The sequence below is a fragment of the Pseudoclavibacter sp. 8L genome, assembly GCF_902506465.1.
In the GTDB taxonomy this organism is placed as follows: Bacteria; Actinomycetota; Actinomycetes; order Actinomycetales; family Microbacteriaceae; genus Pseudoclavibacter.
Genome location: NZ_LR733211.1, coordinates 1 through 22,045, shown reverse-complemented (window position 1 = coordinate 22,045; position 22,045 = coordinate 1). Strand labels below are relative to the sequence as shown.

Sequence of the window (22,045 nt, the reverse complement as noted above, 5' to 3'; positions counted from 1 at the left end):
AACCGACCCGACTGCTCGAGGGGCGCCGCCCTAGATCATACGCAACGTCTCGTCTACTCAGTTTGTGAATATGATGGCCGTCATGTCAGAGCGAGACGCCGGTGTCGAGGAACGCGCAACCACCGGCCACAAGCAGGGCCCGGTGCGCAGCGAGGCTGCCCGCGTCGCAGTGCTCGAAGCGACGTCGAAGCTCTTCGCGGAACGCGGCTACGAGCGCCTCACCATGGAGGGTGTCGCCTCGGAGGCCGGCGTCTCGAAGCAGACCATCTACCGCTGGTGGCCCTCCAAGGGGGCCCTCGTCTCCGACTGCCTCCTCCAGGGGCAGCTCTTCCCCAACCGCTTCACCGTGCCCAACACGGGCGAGCTCCGGGCGGACCTCACGGCCTGGCTCGGCGCAGTCCTCGCGCTCCTCGGCCAACCACAGGGCGAGCTGCTCGTGCGCTCGCTCATCGCCGCATCCGTCGAGAACGAGGACATCGGCAGGCGGCTCCACGAGAGCCTCGGCGCCAGCCGATCCCTCACTGAACGCTTCCAGATCGCCATCGCCCACGGACAGCTGGCACCGGATGCGCGCCTCGAGGAGATCGGCGAAGCCATCATCGGCGCACTCCTGCTCCGAGCCCTGAGCAGAACCGAGTCGAGCGAGGCCAGCATCCAGCGGCTCCTGGACGCCGTGCTCGGCCCCGCCCAGGCGACGGGGCGCACCGGGGCCCGACGCTGACTCAGACCCAGGCATGGCCCTGCCCCGACCCTGGACCTGGACTGGACTGGACTGGACTGGACTGACCCCACCCGAATTCAACGCGTGCCGCACGTCACTGGGGGGGTACGTCACTGCGCCAGCTGGCCTACCGCTGGGCCGGCAAGCAGGTCAACGCGTCGGCTGGCCACTTTCGCGCTCATCGCGCACCTCAGCGTCGCGGAACGCTTCCACCTGCGCCCGGAAGTGCTCGGTCTTGGCTTCCGCGATGTCCTGCGGGCGGTTGTCGGCGCTCGCGAAGAACTCGTTCCACCGCGAGCGCAGCACCTGCAGCACGAGGCGCGGGGTGACGTGCACTCGACGGTTGCGGGCATCCTCGTCGGCGAGCTGCACGAGCTCGCCGGCGGCCGCCGCTGCGGCGTCCTCGGCCTCGACGACGGACCCGGCGTCGCCCTCGTCGGCGAGCGCAGCCTTCCCAGTTCGCCCGGCCCCATCGGCTCCACACGTGTCGAAGGGGTCCCTGGCATGGTCGACGCAGAGCTCCGCGACGCCCTTCGCGTGGTCGTACATGACGGAGTGCGCGGCGCCCTCGATCTCCCACGTGGAGGCGTGAGGCAGGAGGCCTTCCATGTCGCGCAGCCACTTGCGCGGCACGAGCGAGTCGTGCTCGCCCCGGATGAGCAGCGTGTGGGCCTGGATGCGCGGCAGGACGTCCTCGATCCGGTAGCGCATCATCCGCGGCAGCACGGCGGAGAACCAGCGGAATCCGCACAGCAGGTACGCGCCCGTGGCGAGCATGGCCACACGGAATGGCTCGCGCGCGGACGACTCGAGGAAGCGGAACGCGAGCTTGGGAAGGGAGCGCTCGCGCGGGTTCGTGACGGGCCCGATGAGCACGACGGTGCTCAGCTCGGGCCGCTGCGAGGCCAGCTCGGACACCACCTGCGTTCCCATCGAGTGGCCGACGAGCACCGGGTCCTCGAGTCCGAGCTCGTCGATGACGGTGCCGACCACGGCGGCGTACCGCTGGATGCTCATGGGTCGCTTCGGGTACGGGACGCCCGCGAACCCTGGCAGGTCGAGGGCGTGGACGGGCCCGAACTCGCCGAGGCCGGGAGCGAGGTTCTCGTAGTAGTTGGAGGCGACGCCGATACCCGCGATGAGCACGAAGGCGCGGTCACCCTCGGCGCCGATCGTCGAGACGCGCGCACGGACCTCGCCGTGGCGGATGTACCGGACGTCGACGCGCTGCCGCGTGTGATCGCGGGCGGAGGTCGCTGCAGAGTCGGGGGCCACGGAATCCACTGTAGCCAGGGCGCCGTGACCCGATCATCAGGGCGGCGGGAGCAGGCGGACGCCGAGGTTCGAGCTACTCCCCGAGGAAGCGCGCCGTCGGCCGACCGGCCGCGGGCTCGAGCAGCACCACCTGCCCGTTCAGGATGCGCGGGCACGTCGCCCCGGTGACGGCTTCGATCCCGGCCCGGAGGAAGACTCCGTGGCTCACGACGACCGCCGTTCCGGGAGCTCCCAGCAGGGCTGTGAGGGCAGCGCCCGCCCGTTCCGCGAGCTGCGCCGCCGTCTCCGAACCGGGATAGTCTCCCCCCGGCCAGCGCTCGGCGGCCTCAGCCACCCGCATCCCCTCGGCCTGACCGAAGTCGCGCTCGAGAAGCCCCAGCTCGACTGCGGGTTCGGGAGCGCCGAGGTGCGAGCCGACGATCGCCGCCGTCTGCGCCGCGCGTGTCAGCGGAGACGTGACCACACTTCCCCACCGCGCCCGCGCCAGGAGCCGACCGGCGGCGTGCGCCTGCAGTTCGCCATGCGCGTCGAGTGCGATGTCGCTGCGCCCCTGCAGCCGACGCTCCAGGTTCCAGGCGGTGCGGCCATGCCGCACGAGCGCGAGCGTCACGCTGACGTCCGCGCGAACGTGCCGGCGAGCGTGCCGGCGGCGGAAGTTCGAGCATCCGAGCGAGCGTCCGCGCTGGTGCCGGGGTCGGCGGCAGCAGGCTCCGGGTCTCCGCCGTAGACGCGGGCCCGCGCGATACGCACGACGACCAGGTCGCCGACCCTGGGACGGACTCCGCGCGTGCGCGCACGCAGCCGCAGCCCTGCCCAGTTGAGTACGAGGTCGCTGCCCTCCGTGGTGAAGAGTGCCGACCTGACCGTCGCAAGGGCAGCATCGTCTCGGCCGGCGTCGTTTCCCCGGTCCTCGACCTCGACCTCCACCTCCACCTCGACATCGCTCGGGAGGATAGCCGCCTGCACCACACTCCCGCTGCCCCGCTCTCCGAAGTCGAGCCGAGCCCGTTCCACGCGCAGCGGGTGCGCATCCGCCGCGAACCCGGCCGCGCCAGCGACCATCGCGCCGTCGACGATCGTCGCGTCGGAGAGGAACTTCGCGATGAACGGCGAGGCGGGCCGCGTCACGAGCTCCTCCGGCGTGCCGAGCTGCTGGATGCGCCCGCCGTCGAGCACGGCCACCCGGTCGGCGAGCGCGAGCGCCTCGGATCGGTCGTGGGTGACGTGCACCACCGTCAGGCCGAGCTCCCGCGTGAGGGTGTGCAGCTCGAGGCGGAGACTATCCCGCAGCGGCTCGTCCAGCGCGGACAGCGCCTCGTCGAGCAGCAGCACCCGCGGTCGCGCCACGAGTGCGCGCGCGATCGCCACACGCTGGCGCTGCCCGCCGGAGAGCGTCGCCGGGTTGCGCTTCGCAAACCCCGAGAGGCCGACCATGTCGAGCACCTCGTCGACACGGCGGATGCGCTCCGCCTTCGCGACCCGCGCGCGGCGCAGCGGATAGTCGACGTTGCGTCCGACGTTCCAGTGCGGCCATACCGCGTGCTGCTGGAACACCATGCCGAGCTCGCGAGCCTCCGGCGGCACCGTCGCCCCGGACCCCGCAACCACCCGATCGCCGATGCTCACCTGCCCCGTCGTGGGTGCCTGGAACCCTGCGATCGTGCGCAGGAGCGTCGTCTTGCCTGACCCCGAAGGCCCGACGAGCGCGAGGAACTCGCCGTCACGCAGCGCGAGGTCGATGTCGTCGAGGCCGACGGTGCCGCTCGGGAAGCGGACGGAGACTGAGTCGAGGGTGACGGATGCCACGGGGTGCCCTTCTGGGAGATCGAACGGGACGGGAGAGCGACTGGCGCTGGGAGCGCAACCGGCGCGGGACTGGCGCGGAATTGGCACTGGGCTGGAGCGGGACAGGAGCGAGGGATGAGCGAGGCAGGCGCCAGCGAGGCAGGGCGATCGAGGCCGAGCGGTGCTACTTCGGCGCCCGCGTGGCGATGCCGATGACGGCGACACCGAGGAGCGCCACGATGAGCGACAGCGCGGCCGCCGTGTTGAATGCGCCCGCCTGCTGCAGGTTGAAGATCGCGACGCCGAGGGTCTGCGAACCCGGTGAGAGGAGCAGCACGGAGAGCGTCAGCTCACGCACCGCGGTGACGGCGACGAGCACCGCCCCGGAGATCGCCGCGGGCGCCGCCATGCGGCTCGAGATGTCGAAGAGGGCGCGCATCCGGCCGGCTCCGCCGATCCTCGCGGCCTCCTCGGCACTCGCCGGGGTGCTCGCGAGCGGCGCCGCCACGGCCTGCACGACCAGCGCCGTGAACGACGTGATGTAGGCGCACAGGATGAGCCACGGCGTGTTGAAGAGACCGATGTGCGGCGCGAGGACAAGCCACGCGACGGCGATGACGATGCCGGGAACCGCCTGCGGCAGCATGGCGAGCGCCCGCAGCGGGCCGCTGCCGCGCATCCGCGTTCGGGTGGCGAGCACCGCGATGCCGAGGCCGAGGAGCCCGCAGACGAGGCCCGCGAGCACTGCCAGCATCACCGAGTTCGTGGCCCCCTTGACGGCGTTGGCCGAGGTCACGGCCTTCACGACGTTGTCGAGCGTCAGGTTCTCCGGGGTGAAGGCGAGGCCGGGCGCTCGGAGCAGCGACTGCTGCAGCAGGGCGAGCAGCGGCAGTACCGTGACGGTGAGCACAAGCACCCACGTCACCACGGAAGTGGGGATGCGCCCCCGCCCGAGCGGCAGGAGCTGCGGCGCCGACGAGGACGAGTCGAGCTCCCAGCGACTCCTGCCGATGACGAAGTCGACGACAAGCGCCGCGAGAGCGAGCACCAGCAGGACGACTCCGATGGTCGCGACGACCGCGAGCGGCTCATCGACGGTGCCCGACTGCAGGTAGCGGTAGACGAGCGTCGCGAGGGTCGTGTACTGCTCGGGGAGGCCGATGATGGAGGGGATCCCGAAGTCGGCGAGGTTGCCGACGGCAATGAGCACGAACGACGACAGCAGCGCGGGCCGCAGCAGCGGCAGCGTGATCGTGAAGACGCTGCGCGCCGGGCTGGCCCCGGCGATGCGCGCCGCCTGCTCGAGGTCGGACGGCACCCGGCGCAGGGCGGCCGAGACGATGAGCATCGCGATCGGGTAGCTGTGCACCGTGAGGAGCAGGATCACCCCGTCGGCACCGTAGATCGACCAGAGCGGACCGCCGAACGCCTGCGTCCACCACAGGTTCACGGGGCTCGTCGGGCCCGCGATGCCGAGCCACGCGATCGCGCCCACGAACGGCGGCACGAGCAGCGGCGTGAGCGCGAGGAGACGCAGGCCTCGGCGACCGGCGAGGTCGGTGCGGTCGAGCAGCACCGCGAGCGCCGTGCCGACCGCGACGGCACCGAGCGCGGATGCGCCCGCCGACACGAGGCTGTTCGTGGCTGCCTCGACGACGTCGGCCTGCCAGAGGACGTGCAGCTGCGACCCGCCGGCCGCGAGCACGAGGATGGCGCCGATGGGCACGAGGACAACGGCGGCGACGGCGACCCAGAGCGCCAGCGCCAGCCCGTGCACCCCGTCGAGCTTGGCCCGGCCCGAGTTCCGGGGTGCCGCGGAGGCGGTGCCGCTGCTGACAGCGGCACCGCTCCCGGGTGTTGTTGCGAGCGTGCTCATGAGAGGGACAGCGTGCTACAGGAACAGCGTGCGGAACTTCTCGACCGCGGCGTCCTGGCTGGCGCGGATGGTCTCGAGCTCCGGGGAGAGGATCGTGATCTCATCCATCGCCGGGGCACCCTCCGGGGTTCCGACGTCAGCGCGCACCGGCAGGTACGACTGGCTGACGGCGAGCTCCTGGCCCTCCGCGCTCACGAGGAAGTCGACGAACGCCTTCGAGGCGGCCTCCTCCTCGGTGTTCGCGAAGATGCCGACGGGCTGCGACACGTACGGCACGCCTTCCGTCGGGTAGGAGACGGCGATGGGCGAGCCCTGGGCGGCGAGCTCGCGGGCCAGGTAGTCGACGACGATCCCGACGGGCTGCGCGCCCGTCGCGATGGCCTGGGAGACAGGGCCGTTGCTGTCGGCGATCACGGGCTTGTTCGCGGCGAGGTCCGTCAGCCACTGCTCGCCGAGCGCCGGCTCGTCGAGCCACACGGCGGCGTTGTAGGCGGCCGCGCCCGACACATCCGGGTTCGGCATGACGAGCTTGTTCGCGTACTCCGCGTCGGTGAGCTCAGCCCACGACGTCGGCGGCTCGGTGACGAGGCCCGTGTTGTAGGCGATGACGGTCGGGATGATGCGCGTGCCCGTGTAGTAGCCCTCGGGGTCGACGACGTCCTGGTTGAGCGACTCGACGTCGGTCGGCGAGTACTGCAGCAGCAGCTCGTCGGCGGCGTAGTCCTCGAAGGTGCCCGCGTCGGCAGCGAGGAACACGTCGGCCTGCACTCCACCCGAGGCCTGCTCGGTCGCGACGCGCGTCGTGAGGTCGCCCGTGCCGGCACGGAATACCTCGACCGTGACCTCCGGGTGGATCTCGGTGAACGCCGCGACGAGCGCATCCGCCTTCTCCTGCGGCTCTGACGTGTAGAGGGTGATGGTGGCGGCTTCGAGCGCGGAGGACGCTGAGGGGGCGGCGTCGCCGCTCGCCGCGGTGCTCGGGGAGCTCGCGCAGCCGGCGAGGAGGACACCGGCGAGGCCGAAGGCCGCGAGCGCGGCTGGGGTGCGGAGGGAGTTCATGATGACCTAACTGTTCGAGGGGAGAGCGGGTCTGCGGGGGAAGGGCTGAGGGTGAAGAGCGGGGAGGGATGCTCGACGGCGACGCTGGAGGCGCTGACGCCGTCCGGCGTGAGGTGCACGAGCGAGAACATCGAGCGGTCGAAGCCGCTGACTGTTCCGGGTTCTGCGTCCATCACCTGGTGGTAGGCGAGCGCAGGCCCGACGGAGACGTGCACGCCCCGCATGGTGGCGGCGAGCGGATGGTGGAAGTGGCCGGACAGGATCATCCGGACGTCGGTGCCCTCGACGATGTCTAGGAAGTCTGCCGCGTCGCCGAGTCCGGCGCGGGCGAGCATCGGCAGCGGGGACCCGAGCGGCGGGTGGTGCATGACGACGATCGAGCCGGAGCCGAACGGCTGCGCGAGCTCCGCGTCGAGCCACGCGAGCTGCTCCGCGCCCAGGTGCCCGGGAGACGAGTCGAGCAGCACGAAGCGCCACTCGCCGACGCGCACGACCCGCGGCACGGCAGTTTGTGGCACAGCAATTTGTGGCACAGCTTGTGGCACAGCGGTTTCGGGTGTCGCGGCGTCGGGCACGGCTCCGCCGGGCAGGTGCCCGTGGGTCACGGCTCCGTCGGTCACGGCTCCGCCGGGCACGGCTCCGTCGGGCAGGGCGGCGTCGGGCACGGCTCCGTCGGGCAGGGCGGCGTCGGGCACGGCTCCGCCGGGCAGGTGCCCGTGGGTCACGGCTCCGTCGGTCACGGCTCCGTCGGGCATGGCGTGCCCGGGCAGGATTCGCGCCGCGTCCCGGTCGTCGTGGTTGCCGAGCACCGTGAGCACTGGCACGCCCCACGCCGCTTCGAGCTCGAGGAGCGCCTCGCGGAGCGCCGGGTAGGCGCCCTCGTTGCGGCGTTCGATGAGGTCCCCGCTGATCACGATGACCTCCGGGGTGATGCCTGCCGCTCTCGCGTAGTCGCTGGCCGCGTGCATCCGTCGAATGCCGTCGACCGCCCCGTAGAGGGGTGCGCCGACCGTGGCGTGCACGTCGCTCAGGTGGAGCACCGTGGTGCGGTTCTGCGCCGCGCCGATCGCTTCGGCGCCTGTGCCTGCGCTCGTCTCGGCGTTCACGTTCGTCGCGGCGCCTGCGTTCGCCTCGGCGTTCACGTTCGTCGCGGTGCTCACGTGCACGTCAGCCCTCACGACCGAACCGAGGCCGCCTGCGCGGCTTTGCTGCGCAGGGCGAGCACCTGCTCGTCGGTGAGCCCGTGGCGGCGCAGGTACGCTTCGGCGCCACCGAGCTCGCGGATGATGGCGAGCGCGTGCTCGAGGGCTTCCGGCGGGCTGTCGAGGTGCAGGCGGAGGATCTCATCGCGCTGGGCTGCGGGGTAGGCGGCGGCGACGGCGAGCGCGTACGGCTCGCGCACGGAGCGGACCTCGACACCGGACAGCGCGTAGTCGGCCACAACGTCGGCCTCGCTCGCACCGCCCACGAGCTGGGCGAGGGCGACGACGAGCCCCGTGCGGTCCTTGCCGGCCGTGCAGTGGACGAGCACACCGCGTTCCGCGTTGGCGAGCACCGCGACGGCCTCGGCGAGCGCACCTCCCCGACCCCGGAGGAGCGTCTCGTAGATGTCCTCGAGGCGACCCGCGACGGGCGGCTCGCTGCCGTACAGGGGCACTTGGCGAACCGGAACGCCGTGCCCGCGCTCACCGGACTCGGCGCGCTCGCGGAGATCGAGGATGAGCGAGACGCCCAGGGCGCGCAGCGCCGCCTCGCCGTCGGCGGCGAGCGCATCCGGTGATCCGGCGCGCACGATCCAGGGTGACGTCGTGCTGGCTGCGCGGGCATTGAACAGCCCGTCGATCTCGATTGCCCTCACGAGCACCTCCCGTTGCGTTGAATCCGGCCCGTTACATTGATTCCGCAGAGCCTGGAACGTTGTTACATCGGGAGTGTGACGAGCGAGGGTGAACGCGCGGTGACGAGCGTCGAGCGTGCGGATGAACTCCGGGAGACGAGTGCGCGCAAGGGCGACCTCGGGTACTCGACCGCGAAAGCAGGGGAGAACGGTCAGGTCGCGCGTTGCTGTGCGGCCCGGCGCGGCGCGGCCCGGCGCGGCCCGGCCCGGCCCGGCCCGGCCCGGCGCGCCGCGGCCCGGCGCCAGTGACGTGACGTGGCGTCGTTCCGCTGCTTCAGGCGGGCACGGCGTGGCCCCGTCTGTGTCTGTGTCTGTGTCTGTGCCTGTGCCTGAGCCTGTGTCTGCGTCTGCGCCTGCGCCTGCGCCTGCGTCCGCGTCTGCGTCTGCATCCACAACCAACGGGCTGTGCGGGCTTTTCGCAACCGTGATGGGTTTTTACCCATCACCGGTCACCGAAACCCCGCACGCGCCTCCGCAGAACCCATCACGGTTGCGAAAACCCCGCACGAATCGACTCCACGCATCGATTCGACCCCTTGGAACCCAGCCGGCACGACGCGGCGCGGGAGGTCGCGACGCGAGGTCGCGACGCGAGAGCGCGACGCGAGAGCGCGACGCGAGAGCGCGACGCGAGAACGCGACGCGAGAACGCGACGCGAGAACGCGACGCGAGAACGCGCGACGCGAGAACGCGCGACGCGAGAGATCGCGACGCGAGAGCGCGCGGCACGAGAGCGCGCGACGCGACAGCGCTCGGCACGGGAGACGTCGACGCGAGAGGGCTGCCATGCGCCTGGATTGCGGGCGCGAGCGCACCTCGCAGGTCAGCCCTCGAAGGTCAGTCGTCGGCGATCAGTCCTCGGCGATCAGCCCTCGAAGGTCAGTCGTCGGCAGGTCAGTCGTCGCAGGTCAGTCCTCGGAGGTCAGTCTTCGCAGGTCAGTCTTCGGAGAGCGCGTCGGCCACGACGTGCCGCATGCCGACGACCTCGTCGCCACCGATGAGCTCCGACAAAGCGGAGTGGAGCGCGTGGAGCACGATCGTGTGGCCGAGCCGCGCGAGGAACGGGTCGATGTCGTGGGCGGTGCCCGCGGGTCCGGTCGTCACGACCACGTCGGCGACCCGTCCGAGCGGCGAGCGCGCGTAGCTCGTGACCAGGACCACGGTGGCCCCCTGCGCACTCGCAGCCTCGGCGGCCCGCAGCGACTGCACATTCGCGCCGGAGTAGCTGAGGGTGAGGCACACATCGCCGCTCGAGAGCGAGCGCACCGCGAACTGCTGCGCCAGCGCATCCACGGGAGCTTCGACAGTGTGACCGAGCGTGCTCAGTCGCATCGCGAAGTCCTGCAGCGGGGGCCCCGAGAAGCCGCTGCCGACGAGCACGATGCGGCGGGCACCGCGGAGCACCTCGACGGCTGCACCGATGCGCTCAGGGTCGACGCTCTCCTGCGCGAGCCGGACCGCGTCGATCGCATCGTCGAACGTGCTCGCCTCACGTGCAGCCCCCTGCTCGCGCGGGGCGAGCGGAGCAGATCGGGCGAGGTCGAGGCGAAGATGCTGGAAGCCTCGGAAGCCGAGGCTCTGGCAGGCGCGGATGACCGTGGCCGCCGACGTGCCCGCGGCGTCCGCGAGCTCCGCCGTCGACCACTCCACGATCTCGTCTGGCCTGGCGAGCACCATCTGCGCGACCTTGCGCTCGCTCGGGCCGAGGGCGGCGGATGCGGCGCGCACGCGGGCGAGCACGCTCAGCTCCGGGCGGGTCACGCCCCGCAGCCGCTCTGGATCGTGCACTGGCCCTGACATGAGACGGAGGGTACACGTCCGCGTGAAACACTGACCACCATGCGTGCAATCACGGTTCCAACCCCCGGCGGGCCAGACGCCCTCGTCCTCTCCGATGTCGACGAGCCGACCCCCGGGCCCTTCGAGGTCATCATCGATGTCGCAGCTGCCGGCGTGAATCGCGCCGACGTCGCGCAACGCGAAGGCAAGTACCCCTCCCCGGATGGCGCCCCGGCCTGGCCAGGTCTCGAGGTGAGCGGAACCGTCGTCGAGATCGGAGCATCCGTCACCGCGTGGAAGGTCGGAGACTACGTCGTCGCGCTCCTCCCCGGCGGCGGCTACGCCGACCGGGTCGCCGTCGACGAGGGCCTCGTGCTCCCCAAGCCGAGGCGAGTCGACCTCGTCGAAGCCGCTGGCCTCCCCGAAGCCGTCGCGACCGTCTGGTCGAACCTGTTCATGAGCGCTGGCCTCGAAGCAGGCGAGACGCTCCTCGTGCACGGCGGCACGAGCGGAGTCGGCACGATCGCCATCCAGCTCGCCACCGCCCTCGGTGTGACCGTCTACGCCACCGCCGGCACGCCCGAGAAGGTCGCCATGACGGAGCAGCTCGGCGCGACCCGAGGCATCAACTACCGCGACGAGGACTTCGTCGACGTCATCGCCCAAGCCACGGCAGGCCGTGGCGTCGACGTCGTGCTCGACATGATCGGCGGCGACTACCTTGCCCGCGACGTCAACGCGCTCGCGATCGGCGGCAGGATCATGGTCATCGCGGCGCAGGGCGGCAACGAAGCGACCATCAACGTCGGCCGCCTCATGCAGAAGCGGGGCCGCATCTGGGGCACGACCCTGCGCGCCCGCCCCCTGGAAGAGCGGCGTGCGATCATCGCGCAGGTGCGCGAGCATGTGTGGCCGCTCGTCGAGGCCGGCAAGGTGCGCCCCCTCCTCGACACCGTCGAGACCCTCGACTTCACGCATCGAGCACACCAGCGCATGGAGTCCGGCGAGCACATCGGCAAGATCCTCCTCGCCGTGCGCTGACCGGCGCGCCGGACCCGAGGCTGATCCGCCCGCGCGCCCTGGCCGATGCTCATTCACCGATGCGGAGCGGCAGACGTGCGCTGGCCGACACCTGCCGAGCGACGTTCATCCACCGGTGCGCGCAGGCCGACCCCCCATCCGCCGGTGCGCGCTGGCCGATGCTCAGAGCAGCTGCGCGTCGATGCCCTTCCGGCGGAGCCCCTCGATGACCTCGTCGTCGACCCCGAGCAGGGTCATCGACGTGAGGTTCGGGAAGTGGCGGGTGTCGGTGAAGTCGGCGATGTCGAAGGTCGAGTCGTCGCCGCCCCACTGCGGGACGATCTCCAGATAGATGTCGTTCCCGCCATCCTGGTAGAGCTCCTCGACGCTCGGCGCATATTCGCTGGGCACGGGCAGCGAGCGGAAGTACTCGAGCACCTCGGGGATCGGCTCGGTGATCTCCTGCGAGAGGTCGATCTCACGGTCGACGTGCTCTTCGAGGAAGTCCGCGAGCACGAACTGCGGAGTCAGCAGCTCCTGCTCGTACATCAGCTCCTGGATGACGGCGAGCTTGAAGTTGAGGTCGGCGAACTCGATCGCCTCGCTGGGCAGGTCGCCGGCGGGCTGGGTCTTGGTGGAATCGCTCATGCGAGCCATGCTGGCGGAAGCACTTGAGCGTCCGCCGAGACGCCCAGGACGGACTTGTGGTCGCTACGATCGCCGCTTGACGACCACAACTCACTTCTCGACTCGGCGAGCGGGACGTGAGGCGACCCGGCGAGCGGGACGTGAGGCGGAGGTGCGGGCACCGGGGCACCGGGGCGCCGATGTTGGCCGCTTTCGCGTTGTTCCGTAGGCGATGCGGGAGAGACCCCGCAGCACGTTCTCGAACGCTCACGAGGAGAATAGAGTCCACGGCATCGACATCGATTCCGGGGGGTCCCATGTGCCGAGTTGCAGGCGAAGGCCGCAGGTCCGAAGCCGACTACGACCACATCGTGGAGGCCGACTCTCTGCCGAGGCCAAGATCCGGAGACACGTGGACGCGTGAGCGCGGCTACGCGGTGAAGGTGACCGACGACGACTGGCTTTTCTTCGCGAACCTCGCCGCCGCGTATACGTTCGGCCGCGCCGGCCACATGTCGGCGCGGTCCACGAGCTGGTCCGTGCGGGAAGCGGTCGACGAGATCAAGTTCGACGAGCTGACGGGGCGCGAGGTGCGCACCCTGCATCTGCTCTTCGGGGCGGACCACGCGAATCGCAGCGCAGCGAGCGACCGGGAGCTGCTCACCAGCTTCGTCGCGGGGGCCAGCGACGGCCCAGCGTCGCCGCTCTTCTCGTAGGCGTATCTGCTCAGAGGCCTCCTCGCCCGGAGGCCCCTGCTCAGAACGCTCCCGACTCGGACACATCCCTCGAAGGCGGCTCCTCTCGGGGCAACCGTCGCCGGACGCCGCAATCTGGCACAGAACGATCATCGTCCTGCGAGAATGCGGACATGCCTGAAGCGAAGCGTCGCATCTCCGTTGTCCTATTCGAGGGGTTCGAGCTCCTCGACGTGTTCGGCCCGGTGGAGCTGTTCCGGCTCGACCCGTCGCTCTTCGACGTCGAGCTGATCGCACCGCACGCTGGGCCGGTGCGCAGCTCGCAGGGACCGGAGGTCATCGCGACCAGCAGCTTCGCCGATGCCGCGCACCCCGACATCGTGCTCGTCCCTGGTGGGCAGGGCACGCGCGCCCTCGCCGCAGACGCCGGGTTCCTTGGTTGGCTCGCAGAGTGGGCGGCGGATGCGCGCCTCGTGACGTCCGTCTGCACGGGTTCCGCGCTGCTCGCGGCGGCCGGTCTGCTCGACGGGTTCCGGGCGACCTCCAACAAGCGGGCGTTCGCCTGGGCGGCGTCGCACGGCGCCTCCGTCGAGTGGGTCCCGCAGGCCCGCTGGGTCGAAGACGGCACCCGGTGGACGTCCTCCGGCGTCGCCGCGGGGATGGACATGACCGCCGCCATCATCGCCTCCATCCACGGCGCTGAGGTTGCGGCGCGGGTCGGCGACGCTGCCGAACTCGACGTGCACACGGACGCGAGCTGGGACCCGTTCGCCGAGAAGAACGGACTCGTCTGATGGCCCTCGAGCTGCGCCCGAACTGCGAACGCTGCGACGTCGACCTGCCCCCGCACGCTGAGGCGTACATCTGCACCTTCGAGTGCACCTGGTGCCGCGACTGCGTGGCCACGTTCGAAGGGCGGGCGTGCCCGAACTGCGGCGGCAACCTCGAGCGTCGCCCCGTGCGCCCGGCCTCGAAGCTCGCCGCGAACCCGCCGAGCACCGTTCGGGTGCACGGCGGGTAGCGACGCGTCTCCCGACGCTCCGGTCAGGCCCGCACGAGCGCTAGGCCCGCACGAGCACCTTCATGCCCTTGCCCGCTCGGAGGCTCGCGATCGCCCCGACCACGTCGTCGACGGCGACATCGTCGACCCAGCCGTCAGCCGTGTATCCGCCAGCCGCCATCGCGGCGATGACCGCGTCGAAATCGCTCTGCAGGTAGGCGAGGGTGCCCACGATCGCCGTCTCGCCCATGACGAGCTGCGTCGGCAAGAAATCCATGGGCCGCTCGTGGATGGCGACGACCACGACGCGCCCACCAGGAGTCAGGTTCGCGAGCGAGGCCGCGACAGCAGGCCCGACTCCGGCGGCGTCGAAGGCGACATCCACGCCATCCCCGCCCGTGAGCTCCGCGACCCGAGCCGAGAGGTCCTCCGTCGTCGGGTCGACGAGGTTCGCCGCTCCGACCCCGGCGATCGCAGACCGGCGACCCTCGCTCGGCTCGGACACGATGACCGTCTCGACGCCCTTGGCGCGCAGCGCGAACCACACGCCGATGCCGATCGGGCCGGCACCCGAGATGAGCGCCGTCTGCCCAGCCTGCACGCCGCTCTGCTCGACCGCGTGCCATGCGACCGCCATCGGCTCGACGAGCGCCCCCAGGCGCAGGTCGACGTTCTCGGGGAGCACGTGCAGCTTGCTCGCATCCACCGTCGTGAACTCGGCCATGCCCCCACCGTGCGAGGAGAGGCCGTGGAAGCCGATCTTCGTGCACACGTTCGGCTTGCCGCGCCGGCAGGCCGCGCACTCGCCGCACGCGTAGATTGGCCATACCGCGACGCGGTCGCCGAGCTGCACCGAGTCGACGCCCTCGCCGAGCTCGACGACGGTTCCGGAGAACTCGTGGCCCAGGATCTGCGGCGGCAGCGAACCCGTGACGGGGTGCGGATGCTCGAAGTCGAGGCCCGAGCTCTCCGGCGCGTAGTAGACGTGCAGGTCGGAGCCGCAGATGCCGGCGTACGCGTTGCGCAGCTTCACCTGGCCTGGGCCGGGCGTGGGTTCGGCGACCTCCTCGACCCGCACGTCCTCCTTGCCGTGGAACACCGCCGCCTTCATGCGAGGAACTTCCGCAGGTCGGGGTAGCCGGTCGTCGACCAGGCGCCGTCGACGACCAGGTTGTCGCCGGAGATGTAGGAGGCGTCGTCGCTCGCGAGGAACAGCGCGGCCGATGCGATTTCCTCCGGCTGCGCGGCGCGGCGGAAGGGGATGCGCTCGTCGTATGCCTCCTGCACGCCGGGAATGTCGGTGAGGCCCTTCGTGAGTGGCGTCGCGACGAGGCCGGGCGAGACGGCGTTCACGCGGATGCCGTGCTCGCCGAGCTCGAGCGCCGCCTGCTTCGTGAGCATGACGGCCGCGGCCTTGGAAGCCGTGTAGCCGACACCGAAGTGCATCGGCACAAGCGAATTGAGGGAGGCGACGTTGACGATCGACCCAGGCTTGCCCTCTGCGAGGAACTGGCGGGCCGCGAGGCGGGTGCCGTTGAAGGCGCTGTAGAGGTTGAGGCGGACCGTGAAGTCCCAGTCGGCGAACGAGATGTCGGTGAGGGTGCCCGAGCGGGAGCCTCCCGCGACGTTGAAGAGAGCGTCCAGCGTGCCGAACTTCTCGATCGTCTCGGCGATCAGGCCTGCGAAGTCGTCCTCGTCGGTCACGTCGGTGCGGCGGCCGATGACGTTGCCACCGAAGGTCTCGCCTGCTGCGGCGACGAGCTCGGCGTTGATGTCGGCGACGACGACACTGGCGCCTTCGGCGACGAGGCGCTCCGTGATCTTCGCCCCGATGCCCGAGACGCCTCCCGTGACGATCGCGACCTTGCCGGCGAATCGGCCTGCGCCGGTTGCGGTCGTGTCTGCTGCTTGCGACATTGCTCACTCCGTTCTGCCCGCCGTCGTTGGCGTGCCGTTCCAGCGTACGCCGGTTATCAGGCACCTGTCAGATAGTTTGCTGTGGGCGCACCCTGCACCCCATAAGGTGGGCGGATGGACCCGCGTCAGGCACGAACACGCGCCGCCCTCCGCGCCGCGATCTACGGGCTCGCGGCTGCGCAGCCCATCGCCGATGTCACCGTGGCGCAAGTCGCCAGAGCCGCCGGTATCACGCGCGACACCTTCTACCGGCACGCGCCGACACCGGAGCACCTCCTCGCGGCCTTCCTGGGCGAGGAGATCGACACCCTCATGGCGCCCCTCGAATCACTGCCAGCCAGCAGTGGCAGCGAGCTCAGCGTCTTCGACGAACCAGAGCGCGAGCTCCTGCGGCACGTCGCACGCCACGCGAAGATCTACCGCAACGCCATGTCGCCGCGACTCACCGGGGCCGTCCGCGACACCCTCGTCGACCGCATCGAGACCGGCCTCCGCACGCACCTCGACCGCCACCCCGAGATCGCGCCGGCAGCCCAGCCCGGCATCGACCGCGAACGCCACGCGCGCCTCCTCATCGCCTACGCCGGAGGAGGCACTGTCAGCGCCATCGAGGAGTGGCTCCGGTCCGGGGAGCTCGATGACGTGGATGCTGCGGCCCGCACGATCATCGCCGCCTCCCCCGACTGGTGGCTCGGTCGGGGTCAGTACACCTAGGCGGGTATGAGCCGCGGATGAGCGGCCGGCAGCGACCCCATGTTCGACGACGCTGTTTCCTGAGCGTGGCAGCAGGCTGGGAGTTGCGTGACCATGCCCCGGTGACGGGTCCGCGACGCCGCCCGGCGGCTAGCGTCGCTCTGATGACCACCACCTCGAACGGCGACGCCCAGCCAACGAAGCAGTCAGTGAAACAGTCAGCAAAACAGACTGCGCAGCAGTCAGCAAAACAGACTGCGCAGCAGGCGACGCTCACCACATACCGTGTGCTCGTCATCGGCGGCGGAAACGCGGGCCTCTCCGTCGCGGGCCGGCTGCAGCGAGCCGGCATCCCCGACATCACCGTCATCGAGCCGCGCGTCAACCACGTCTACCAGCCCATGCTCTCGCACGTCGCCGGCGGCACCGCCAAGGCGAGCCAGGCGACTCGACCGCAGACGGACGTCATGCCGCCCGGAGTGACACTCCTCCGCGACGCCGTCGCCTCCGTCGACCCCGAGACCGCATCGCTGGTCCTCGAATCCGGCCGACGAGTCGGCTACGAGCACCTCATCGTCTGCCCGGGCATCGTGCAGGACTGGGATGCGGTCCCCGGCCTGCGCGCAGCCCTCCAGTCGCCGAGCGTCGCATCAAGCTACGAGATCGGGCTCGCCGACAAGACCTCGCACCTCCTCCGCGACCTGCGGGAAGGCACCGCCGTGTTCGTGCAGGCCCCCGAGCCTGCCTCGTTCGCCGGCGCCATCCAGAAGCCCATGTACCTGGCGTGCGACTACTGGCGCGCACGAGGCGTGCTCGACCGCATTCGGGTCGTGCTGGTCCTGCCGGACGCGACGCCGCTCGGCGTGCCCGAGATCGACGCGGAGCTCGAGCGCAAGGTCGCCGAATACGGCATCGAGGTGCGCCGCGAGTCGCGACTCAGCGAGGTGGTCGCCGACAGCAGCACCGCGGTCATCGGCAGTGCGGCTGTCGGTACGGCGGCGATCGATACAGGGGGTATCGGAGCAGGGGCCCGCAGCCCAGCGGCCGCGAACCCCGCGGCTAGCAGCCCGGCGGCCGCGAGCCCGGCAGCGGAAACCGGCGCCGCGTTCGACGTCGAAGGCGAGTCCGAGCGCATCCACTACGACGCCCTTGTCGTGGAACCCCCGCAGCGAGCTCCCGCTTGGATCGCCGAGGCGGGTCTCGCCGCGGCGGCACCTCCAATGGACAGCGAGGGGGGATTCGTCGACGTGAACGGGCGCACCCTGCAGCACCGGCGCTACCCGAACGTGTGGTCGCTTGGCGACGCCGCCATCTCGGGGAGCCAGCGCTCCGGCGGGGCGCTGCGGAAGCAGACGAAGGCCCTCGCCGAGAACCTCGCCGGCGTGCTCGGCGGACAGGCCGCGCGGAGCGAGTACGACGGCTACACCGTCGCCCCGTTCACCGTCTCGCGCTCGAGCGTGGTCTTCGCGGAGTTCGACGCCGACGGGCAGCAGCGCCCAAGTGTCCCCTTCTGGAAGGGGCTCGCGCGCGAGCGTCGGCTCACCTGGGTCTTCGACCGACGCGTGCTGCCGTGGGTCTACTGGAACCTCATCCTCAAGGGCCGCGCGTAGCTGAAAGGCGATTCGCGCGAGGGGGCTGCTCGGACGCAGGACGGGGGCAGAGGCAGCTGGCCGGCAGAGCAGGGCAGGGCAGGGGCATCAGGCCCAAGGACAAGGGCGGGGGCACCAGGCCGAGCCCCTAGCAGGCCCAGCCGGGCCCTGCCGGGCTCAGGCGATGACGACGGCCGTGCCGTAGGCGACGATCTCCTGGTAGTTCTGGTCGATCTCGTTCGAGTCGTAGCGCATCGCGACGACGGCATTCGCACCGGCGGCCTCCGCTGCCGCCTTGAGGCGAGCCACGGCTTCCGCGCGGGCCTGCTCGAGCTGCGTCGTGAGGCCCTTCAGCTCGCCGCCGCCGAGCGACTTGAACCCGGCCGCGAACTGCGCGCCGATGTTCCGCGAGCGCACGGTGAGGCCCGAGACCTCGCCGATGACGCTCGAGATGGATGTGCCGGGAACGTCATTGGTCGTCACGATGATCATGAGGGAACGCTACCGAATCCGGGCCCCCACGGGAAGGACGCGGAGGACCCCGCCGGCTCGTGCGGAAGGCTCGCTTGGGAGGCTGGCTTGGGGCTCGCTTGGTGGGGCTCGTGTGGCAGGCTCGAGAGCATGAAGCGTGCGCTTGCCATCGTCACCGTCGTGCTTGGGCTCAGCCTCGCCGCCCTCGCGACTGCCGCCGCCTTCGGTCCAACCGGCGCCTTCGCCACTGCCGACCCGGGCACTGCCCACCCGGACACTGCCCACCCGGACCCTGCCGATTTCCTCGTAAGCCTCGGTTACGCCGGTCTCATGCTGGCGCCCGCGAGTGCGCTCGTGCTGCTTGTCCTGGGCCTGATCACCCTCGTGCGCATCGCACGCGCGGACGCGTCAGCCAACCGGGCTGCACGACGTTGACCGCCCTCGCGCCGCCCGGCAGGGAATGCGCACGCCCGCTGGCGGGCGGCTTGCGCAAGCGGGCACAGGCAGGGAAACGAGGACGGGGACATCCGCATACAGAGACAGAAAAGCGACAGGAGAAGGGACAGAATCAGAGCCTGCGACATTCCCACGGCGGCAAACAAAAAAGGCCCGCTTTCGCGAGCCTTTCCTGCATCTGTCTCAACACAGAGCTTCGTACTCGAGCCCTGAAGCTCTGGTACCGTGCGCCCGAAGGGATTCGAACCCCTAACCTTCTGATCCGTAGTCAGATGCTCTATCCGTTGAGCTACGGGCGCCCAGTCTTTCGCTTGCGCGATTGACCAGGGGATAGCTTACACACGACCCCGGCGCACCGCAAACCCGGCGGGTCGCCCGCCATTTCGGGCAAGACCACGAACGATCCGCGCGCGCCCATGCAGACGCACAATGCTCGGTCGAAACCCCCGGAGTACCCTCGAACGAGTGACCCCTGACCGCGCCAGCACCCCGAAGCCCCCATCCACAGGCAACCCCTGGCTCGGACACCTCGGCGGGTCCCGCGATTACCGACGCATTCAACTCGCGATGCTCTGCGCGGGGTTCGCGACGTTCGCGCAGCTCTACGCCCCGCAGGCGCTGCTGCCCGAGATCTCGACGACCTTCGCGATCGACCCCGCGACGGCGGCACTCATGGTGTCGATGGGCACCCTCGGCGTTGCCATCTCCGTCCTGCCCTGGTCGATAGCAGCCGACCGGATGGGGCGCGTCCGCGCCATCACGATCTCCATCTCGAGCGCCACCGTGCTCGGGCTGCTCATGATCCTCATGCCGAGCTTCGAGCTGGCCCTCGCGCTGCGGCTCCTCGAGGGACTAGCGCTCGGCGGTGTTCCCGCCTGCGCCATCGCCTACCTCAACGAGGAGCTGCACCCCACGGCCGCAGCGGGAGCAGCCGGCACCTTCGTCGCCGGCAACACCCTCGGCGGCCTCGGCGGCCGCATCGTGCCGACCCCCGTCGCCGAGCTCCTCGACTGGCGGCTCGGCCTCCTCACCGTGTCCCTCATCTCCGTCGCCATGGCGGCGCTCTTCATCTGGCTCATCCCCAAGCCGCGCGGGTTCGCCCCGCTTGCAAAGCACGCGGGCGGAACCCTCGGCGCGAGCATCGGCCGCGCCTGGAAGGCCATCGCCGCGCACCTCTCCAGCACCAGGATGCTCGGCCTCTTCGCGCAGGGTTTCTTTCTCATGGGCGGATTCGTCGCCGTCTACAACTTCCTCGGCTTCCACCTCACCCAGTCGCCCTACTTCCTCCCCGTCTGGCTCGTGTCGCTCGTCTTCGTCACCTACCTCGCCGGCTCGTTCTCCTCGCCCTTCATCGCACGCCTCGCCGGCCGCCATGGACGCAAGGTCGTGCTCCTCGCATCCACCGCCGTCTCCCTCGGCGGCCTCGCGCTCACCCTCGCGCCGCAACTGTGGCTCGTCATCACCGGCCTCGCCATCTTCACGGCCGCCTTCTTCGGCGCGCACTCCGTCGCCGTCGGCTGGGCCGGCGCCTACCCGACCCGTGGCCGCGCCCAGGCAACCGCGCTCTACAACCTCGGCTACTACGGCGGGTCGAGCCTCTTCGGCTTCCTCGGCGGCGTCTTCTTCCAGCACTTCGACTGGCCGGGCGTCATCTGGATGGTCGGGGGCCTCACGATCATCGCCGGGCTCCTCGCCCTCTTCCTGCTCCCTTGGAGGGGTGAGACCGCCGCCACCCAGGCGGTTCGCGTCCCCTGACGCGCCCGACGCGCGGCGTCGTCGCACGTCCGCAACCGCAACTTCACGTAATCGTCACAGGCAACCCCGCGCGGGGCCTGCCAAGGTGAACGCCGAAGTGCGACGCTAGGAGCGCGCGCACACGCGCCCCACGCACGCGGCACCACTCACCCTGCACGCTGCCCCAACCCCGCATCCCGCCAGCACCGACACAGAAGGAGGGCACATGACGAAGGCGCCCACCTCTACCAGCACTTCGACCTTCGACAGCGCGACCCAGCTGGCCGCCGTCACCCGTTCGGTGCGGATGCAGGAACTCGACGGCCACGACGGCTTCGTCATCACCCTCACGCAGACGTTCGCCGCGAAGCGCAGCTCGCTGTGGTCGGCGGCCACCGAGATCGCCCGCCTCGCCCAGTGGTTCGCGCCCGTCGACGGCAGCCTCCGCCAGGGCGGGACCTACCAGATCCAGGACAACGCGCACGGGCACATCACCGGCTGCCACGCCCCGGACTCGTTCACGCTGACCTGGGAATACGACGGTGAGCACACGCACATCGAGGCCCATTTCACGAAGGTCGACGAGACCCACGCCACACTCACCCTCGAGCACCATTCCCCGACCGACGAGGACACCTGGCCGAAGTTCGGCGTCGGCGCGACCGGGGTCGGCTGGGACCTGAGCTTCGCGAGCCTCGCCCACCACCTCGAGGCTGGCGCGACCGTCCCCCTCGAGACGACCTCGTGGGTGCGCGGCGACGACGCGAGGAACTTCCTCATGCTGAGCGCCGAATCGTGGGCGGATGCCTCCATCGCTGCCGGCTCGGACGAGGCAGACGCTCGCGCCGCGCAGAAGCGCACCACCGACGCCTACCTCGACGGCCTCGACGCGGCAGACGCCTGAGCTTCGACGACCCCACCGCCGCAGACCCGCGGCCCGCGGCCCCCCTCCGGCGCCCAGAGCTGACTTATGGTCGCCATTCCGGGCCCGAAACGACCACAAGTCAGCCCTGGGCCGCGGAGAGTCGCGGGGACAGCGGAGGGGTTGCGCAGGATCGGGCAGGTGGACGGACGGGCGCGGCAGGGCGGGCGCGGCAGGCAGCACTCAAGCGAGGCAGAGAGCTCCGACTCGCCCGCTGCCCTCCTCCACTGCCCGCTCACCCCGAACTGCTGCGCAGTCCAGGGCTGACTTGTGGTCGCCATTCCGGGCCCGAAACGACCAGAAGTCAGCCCTGGGCGGCGGAGGGTCGCGGGGACAGCGGAGGGGTTGCGCAGGATCGGGCAGGTGGACGGACGGGCGCGGCAGGGCGGGCAGGCGCACGGGCGCGGCGGGCAGCACTCAATCGAGGCGGAGAGGTCCGACTCCCCCACCCCCCTCCTCCACTCCCCGCTCACCCCGCACTGCTGCGCAGTCCAAAGCTGACTTATGGTCGCCACCCCGGGCCCAAAA

The 22,045-nt window shown here is 70.6% G+C and carries 22 protein-coding genes and 1 tRNA gene; 10 read left to right on the top strand and 13 right to left on the bottom strand.

Annotation, left to right across the window (positions count from 1 at the left end):
• The first annotated feature begins 82 nt into the window (after positions 1 to 82).
• Positions 83 to 721: a TetR/AcrR family transcriptional regulator gene (locus tag GV007_RS18715; protein WP_160075337.1), complete on the top strand. Its 639-nt coding sequence runs from the start codon at positions 83 to 85 to the stop codon at positions 719 to 721.
• Positions 722 to 871: 150 nt separating this feature from the next.
• Here GV007_RS18715 and GV007_RS18710 read toward each other — a convergent pair whose 3' ends face one another.
• The 8 genes from GV007_RS18710 to GV007_RS18675 form a co-directional block, all read right to left on the bottom strand.
• On the bottom strand, positions 872 to 1,996 hold the full coding sequence (locus GV007_RS18710) for an alpha/beta fold hydrolase (RefSeq protein ID WP_236558642.1): 1,125 nt from the start codon (positions 1,994 to 1,996) through the stop codon (positions 872 to 874).
• A gap of 73 nt (positions 1,997 to 2,069) precedes the next feature.
• Positions 2,070 to 2,606, bottom strand: coding sequence for a histidine phosphatase family protein (locus tag GV007_RS18705; RefSeq protein ID WP_160075335.1), 537 nt, complete (start codon positions 2,604 to 2,606; stop codon positions 2,070 to 2,072).
• Positions 2,603 to 3,802 carry an ABC transporter ATP-binding protein gene (locus GV007_RS18700; protein ID WP_160075333.1) on the bottom strand — a complete coding sequence of 400 codons (1,200 nt, stop codon included), beginning with the start codon at positions 3,800 to 3,802 and terminating at the stop codon, positions 2,603 to 2,605. Before GV007_RS18700 ends, GV007_RS18705 begins: the two co-directional genes overlap by 4 nt.
• Positions 3,803 to 3,965: 163 nt before the next feature.
• A complete protein-coding gene (locus GV007_RS18695; protein WP_160075331.1) occupies positions 3,966 to 5,657 on the bottom strand; it encodes an ABC transporter permease in 1,692 nt (563 codons plus the stop codon).
• Positions 5,658 to 5,672: 15 nt separating this feature from the next.
• Entirely contained in the window at positions 5,673 to 6,716 is a 1,044-nt protein-coding gene (locus GV007_RS18690; RefSeq protein ID WP_160075328.1) for an ABC transporter substrate-binding protein, read from the bottom strand.
• Positions 6,713 to 7,876 (bottom strand): metallophosphoesterase family protein, encoded by a 1,164-nt coding sequence (locus tag GV007_RS18685; protein ID WP_160075326.1) that lies wholly within the window; start codon positions 7,874 to 7,876, stop codon positions 6,713 to 6,715. The genes GV007_RS18690 and GV007_RS18685 overlap by 4 nt, the downstream gene beginning before the upstream one ends.
• Before the next feature lie 14 nt (positions 7,877 to 7,890).
• Entirely contained in the window at positions 7,891 to 8,574 is a 684-nt protein-coding gene (locus GV007_RS18680) for a tyrosine-protein phosphatase (protein WP_160075324.1), read from the bottom strand.
• A gap of 976 nt (positions 8,575 to 9,550) precedes the next feature.
• Complete coding sequence (locus GV007_RS18675) at positions 9,551 to 10,414, bottom strand: MurR/RpiR family transcriptional regulator (protein ID WP_160075321.1); 864 nt, start codon at positions 10,412 to 10,414, stop codon at positions 9,551 to 9,553.
• 39 nt (positions 10,415 to 10,453) lie between these two features.
• Here GV007_RS18675 and GV007_RS18670 point away from each other — a divergent pair, with 39 nt between their 5' ends.
• Positions 10,454 to 11,434, top strand: coding sequence for an NAD(P)H-quinone oxidoreductase (locus GV007_RS18670; RefSeq protein ID WP_160075319.1), 981 nt, complete (start codon positions 10,454 to 10,456; stop codon positions 11,432 to 11,434).
• A gap of 162 nt (positions 11,435 to 11,596) precedes the next feature.
• On the opposite strand, the gene GV007_RS18665 is transcribed toward GV007_RS18670, so the two are convergent.
• A complete protein-coding gene (locus GV007_RS18665; RefSeq protein WP_160075317.1) occupies positions 11,597 to 12,061 on the bottom strand; it encodes a DUF6892 domain-containing protein in 465 nt (154 codons plus the stop codon).
• A 296-nt stretch (positions 12,062 to 12,357) separates the two neighbouring features.
• Between GV007_RS18665 and GV007_RS18660 the strand changes: the two genes are divergently transcribed.
• The 3 genes from GV007_RS18660 (at position 12,358) to GV007_RS18650 (ending at position 13,756) form a co-directional block, all read left to right on the top strand.
• Entirely contained in the window at positions 12,358 to 12,756 is a 399-nt protein-coding gene (locus tag GV007_RS18660) for a hypothetical protein (RefSeq protein ID WP_160075314.1), read from the top strand.
• Between the two features lie 152 nt (positions 12,757 to 12,908).
• Positions 12,909 to 13,529: a DJ-1/PfpI family protein gene (locus GV007_RS18655; protein ID WP_160075311.1), complete on the top strand. Its 621-nt coding sequence runs from the start codon at positions 12,909 to 12,911 to the stop codon at positions 13,527 to 13,529.
• Positions 13,529 to 13,756, top strand: a complete 228-nt coding sequence (locus tag GV007_RS18650; protein WP_104332656.1) for a DUF1272 domain-containing protein — start codon at positions 13,529 to 13,531, stop codon at positions 13,754 to 13,756. Before GV007_RS18655 ends, GV007_RS18650 begins: the two co-directional genes overlap by 1 nt.
• Before the next feature lie 40 nt (positions 13,757 to 13,796).
• Here GV007_RS18650 and GV007_RS18645 read toward each other — a convergent pair whose 3' ends face one another.
• Both GV007_RS18645 and GV007_RS18640 read right to left on the bottom strand, forming a co-directional pair.
• Positions 13,797 to 14,846: a 2,3-butanediol dehydrogenase gene (locus GV007_RS18645; RefSeq protein ID WP_160075309.1), complete on the bottom strand. Its 1,050-nt coding sequence runs from the start codon at positions 14,844 to 14,846 to the stop codon at positions 13,797 to 13,799.
• Complete coding sequence (locus GV007_RS18640) at positions 14,843 to 15,652, bottom strand: SDR family NAD(P)-dependent oxidoreductase (RefSeq protein ID WP_160075307.1); 810 nt, start codon at positions 15,650 to 15,652, stop codon at positions 14,843 to 14,845. Before GV007_RS18640 ends, GV007_RS18645 begins: the two co-directional genes overlap by 4 nt.
• 114 nt (positions 15,653 to 15,766) lie before the next feature.
• Here GV007_RS18640 and GV007_RS19120 point away from each other — a divergent pair, with 114 nt between their 5' ends.
• Together GV007_RS19120 and GV007_RS18630 are read left to right on the top strand one after the other, a co-directional pair.
• Positions 15,767 to 16,366, top strand: a complete 600-nt coding sequence (locus GV007_RS19120; protein ID WP_201297776.1) for a TetR/AcrR family transcriptional regulator — start codon at positions 15,767 to 15,769, stop codon at positions 16,364 to 16,366.
• Positions 16,367 to 16,509: 143 nt separating this feature from the next.
• Entirely contained in the window at positions 16,510 to 17,955 is a 1,446-nt protein-coding gene (locus GV007_RS18630; protein WP_160075305.1) for an NAD(P)/FAD-dependent oxidoreductase, read from the top strand.
• 156 nt (positions 17,956 to 18,111) lie between these two features.
• On the opposite strand, the gene GV007_RS18625 is transcribed toward GV007_RS18630, so the two are convergent.
• Complete coding sequence (locus GV007_RS18625) at positions 18,112 to 18,426, bottom strand: heavy metal-binding domain-containing protein (protein ID WP_104244492.1); 315 nt, start codon at positions 18,424 to 18,426, stop codon at positions 18,112 to 18,114.
• Between the two features lie 129 nt (positions 18,427 to 18,555).
• Between GV007_RS18625 and GV007_RS18620 the strand changes: the two genes are divergently transcribed.
• Positions 18,556 to 18,840 (top strand): hypothetical protein, encoded by a 285-nt coding sequence (locus tag GV007_RS18620; RefSeq protein ID WP_160075302.1) that lies wholly within the window; start codon positions 18,556 to 18,558, stop codon positions 18,838 to 18,840.
• A gap of 247 nt (positions 18,841 to 19,087) precedes the next feature.
• Here the strand turns inward: GV007_RS18620 and GV007_RS18615 are convergent.
• Positions 19,088 to 19,160: transfer RNA gene (locus GV007_RS18615), tRNA-Arg, on the bottom strand.
• A 166-nt stretch (positions 19,161 to 19,326) separates the two neighbouring features.
• On the opposite strand from GV007_RS18615, the gene GV007_RS18610 reads away from it, so the two are divergent.
• The gene (locus GV007_RS18610; RefSeq protein ID WP_236558641.1) at positions 19,327 to 20,616 is read left to right on the top strand and encodes an MFS transporter; all 1,290 of its coding nucleotides are present in this window, start codon (positions 19,327 to 19,329) and stop codon (positions 20,614 to 20,616) included.
• Between the two features lie 205 nt (positions 20,617 to 20,821).
• On the top strand, positions 20,822 to 21,499 hold the full coding sequence (locus tag GV007_RS18605) for an SRPBCC domain-containing protein (protein ID WP_160075298.1): 678 nt from the start codon (positions 20,822 to 20,824) through the stop codon (positions 21,497 to 21,499).
• Positions 21,500 to 22,045 lie beyond the last annotated feature (546 nt).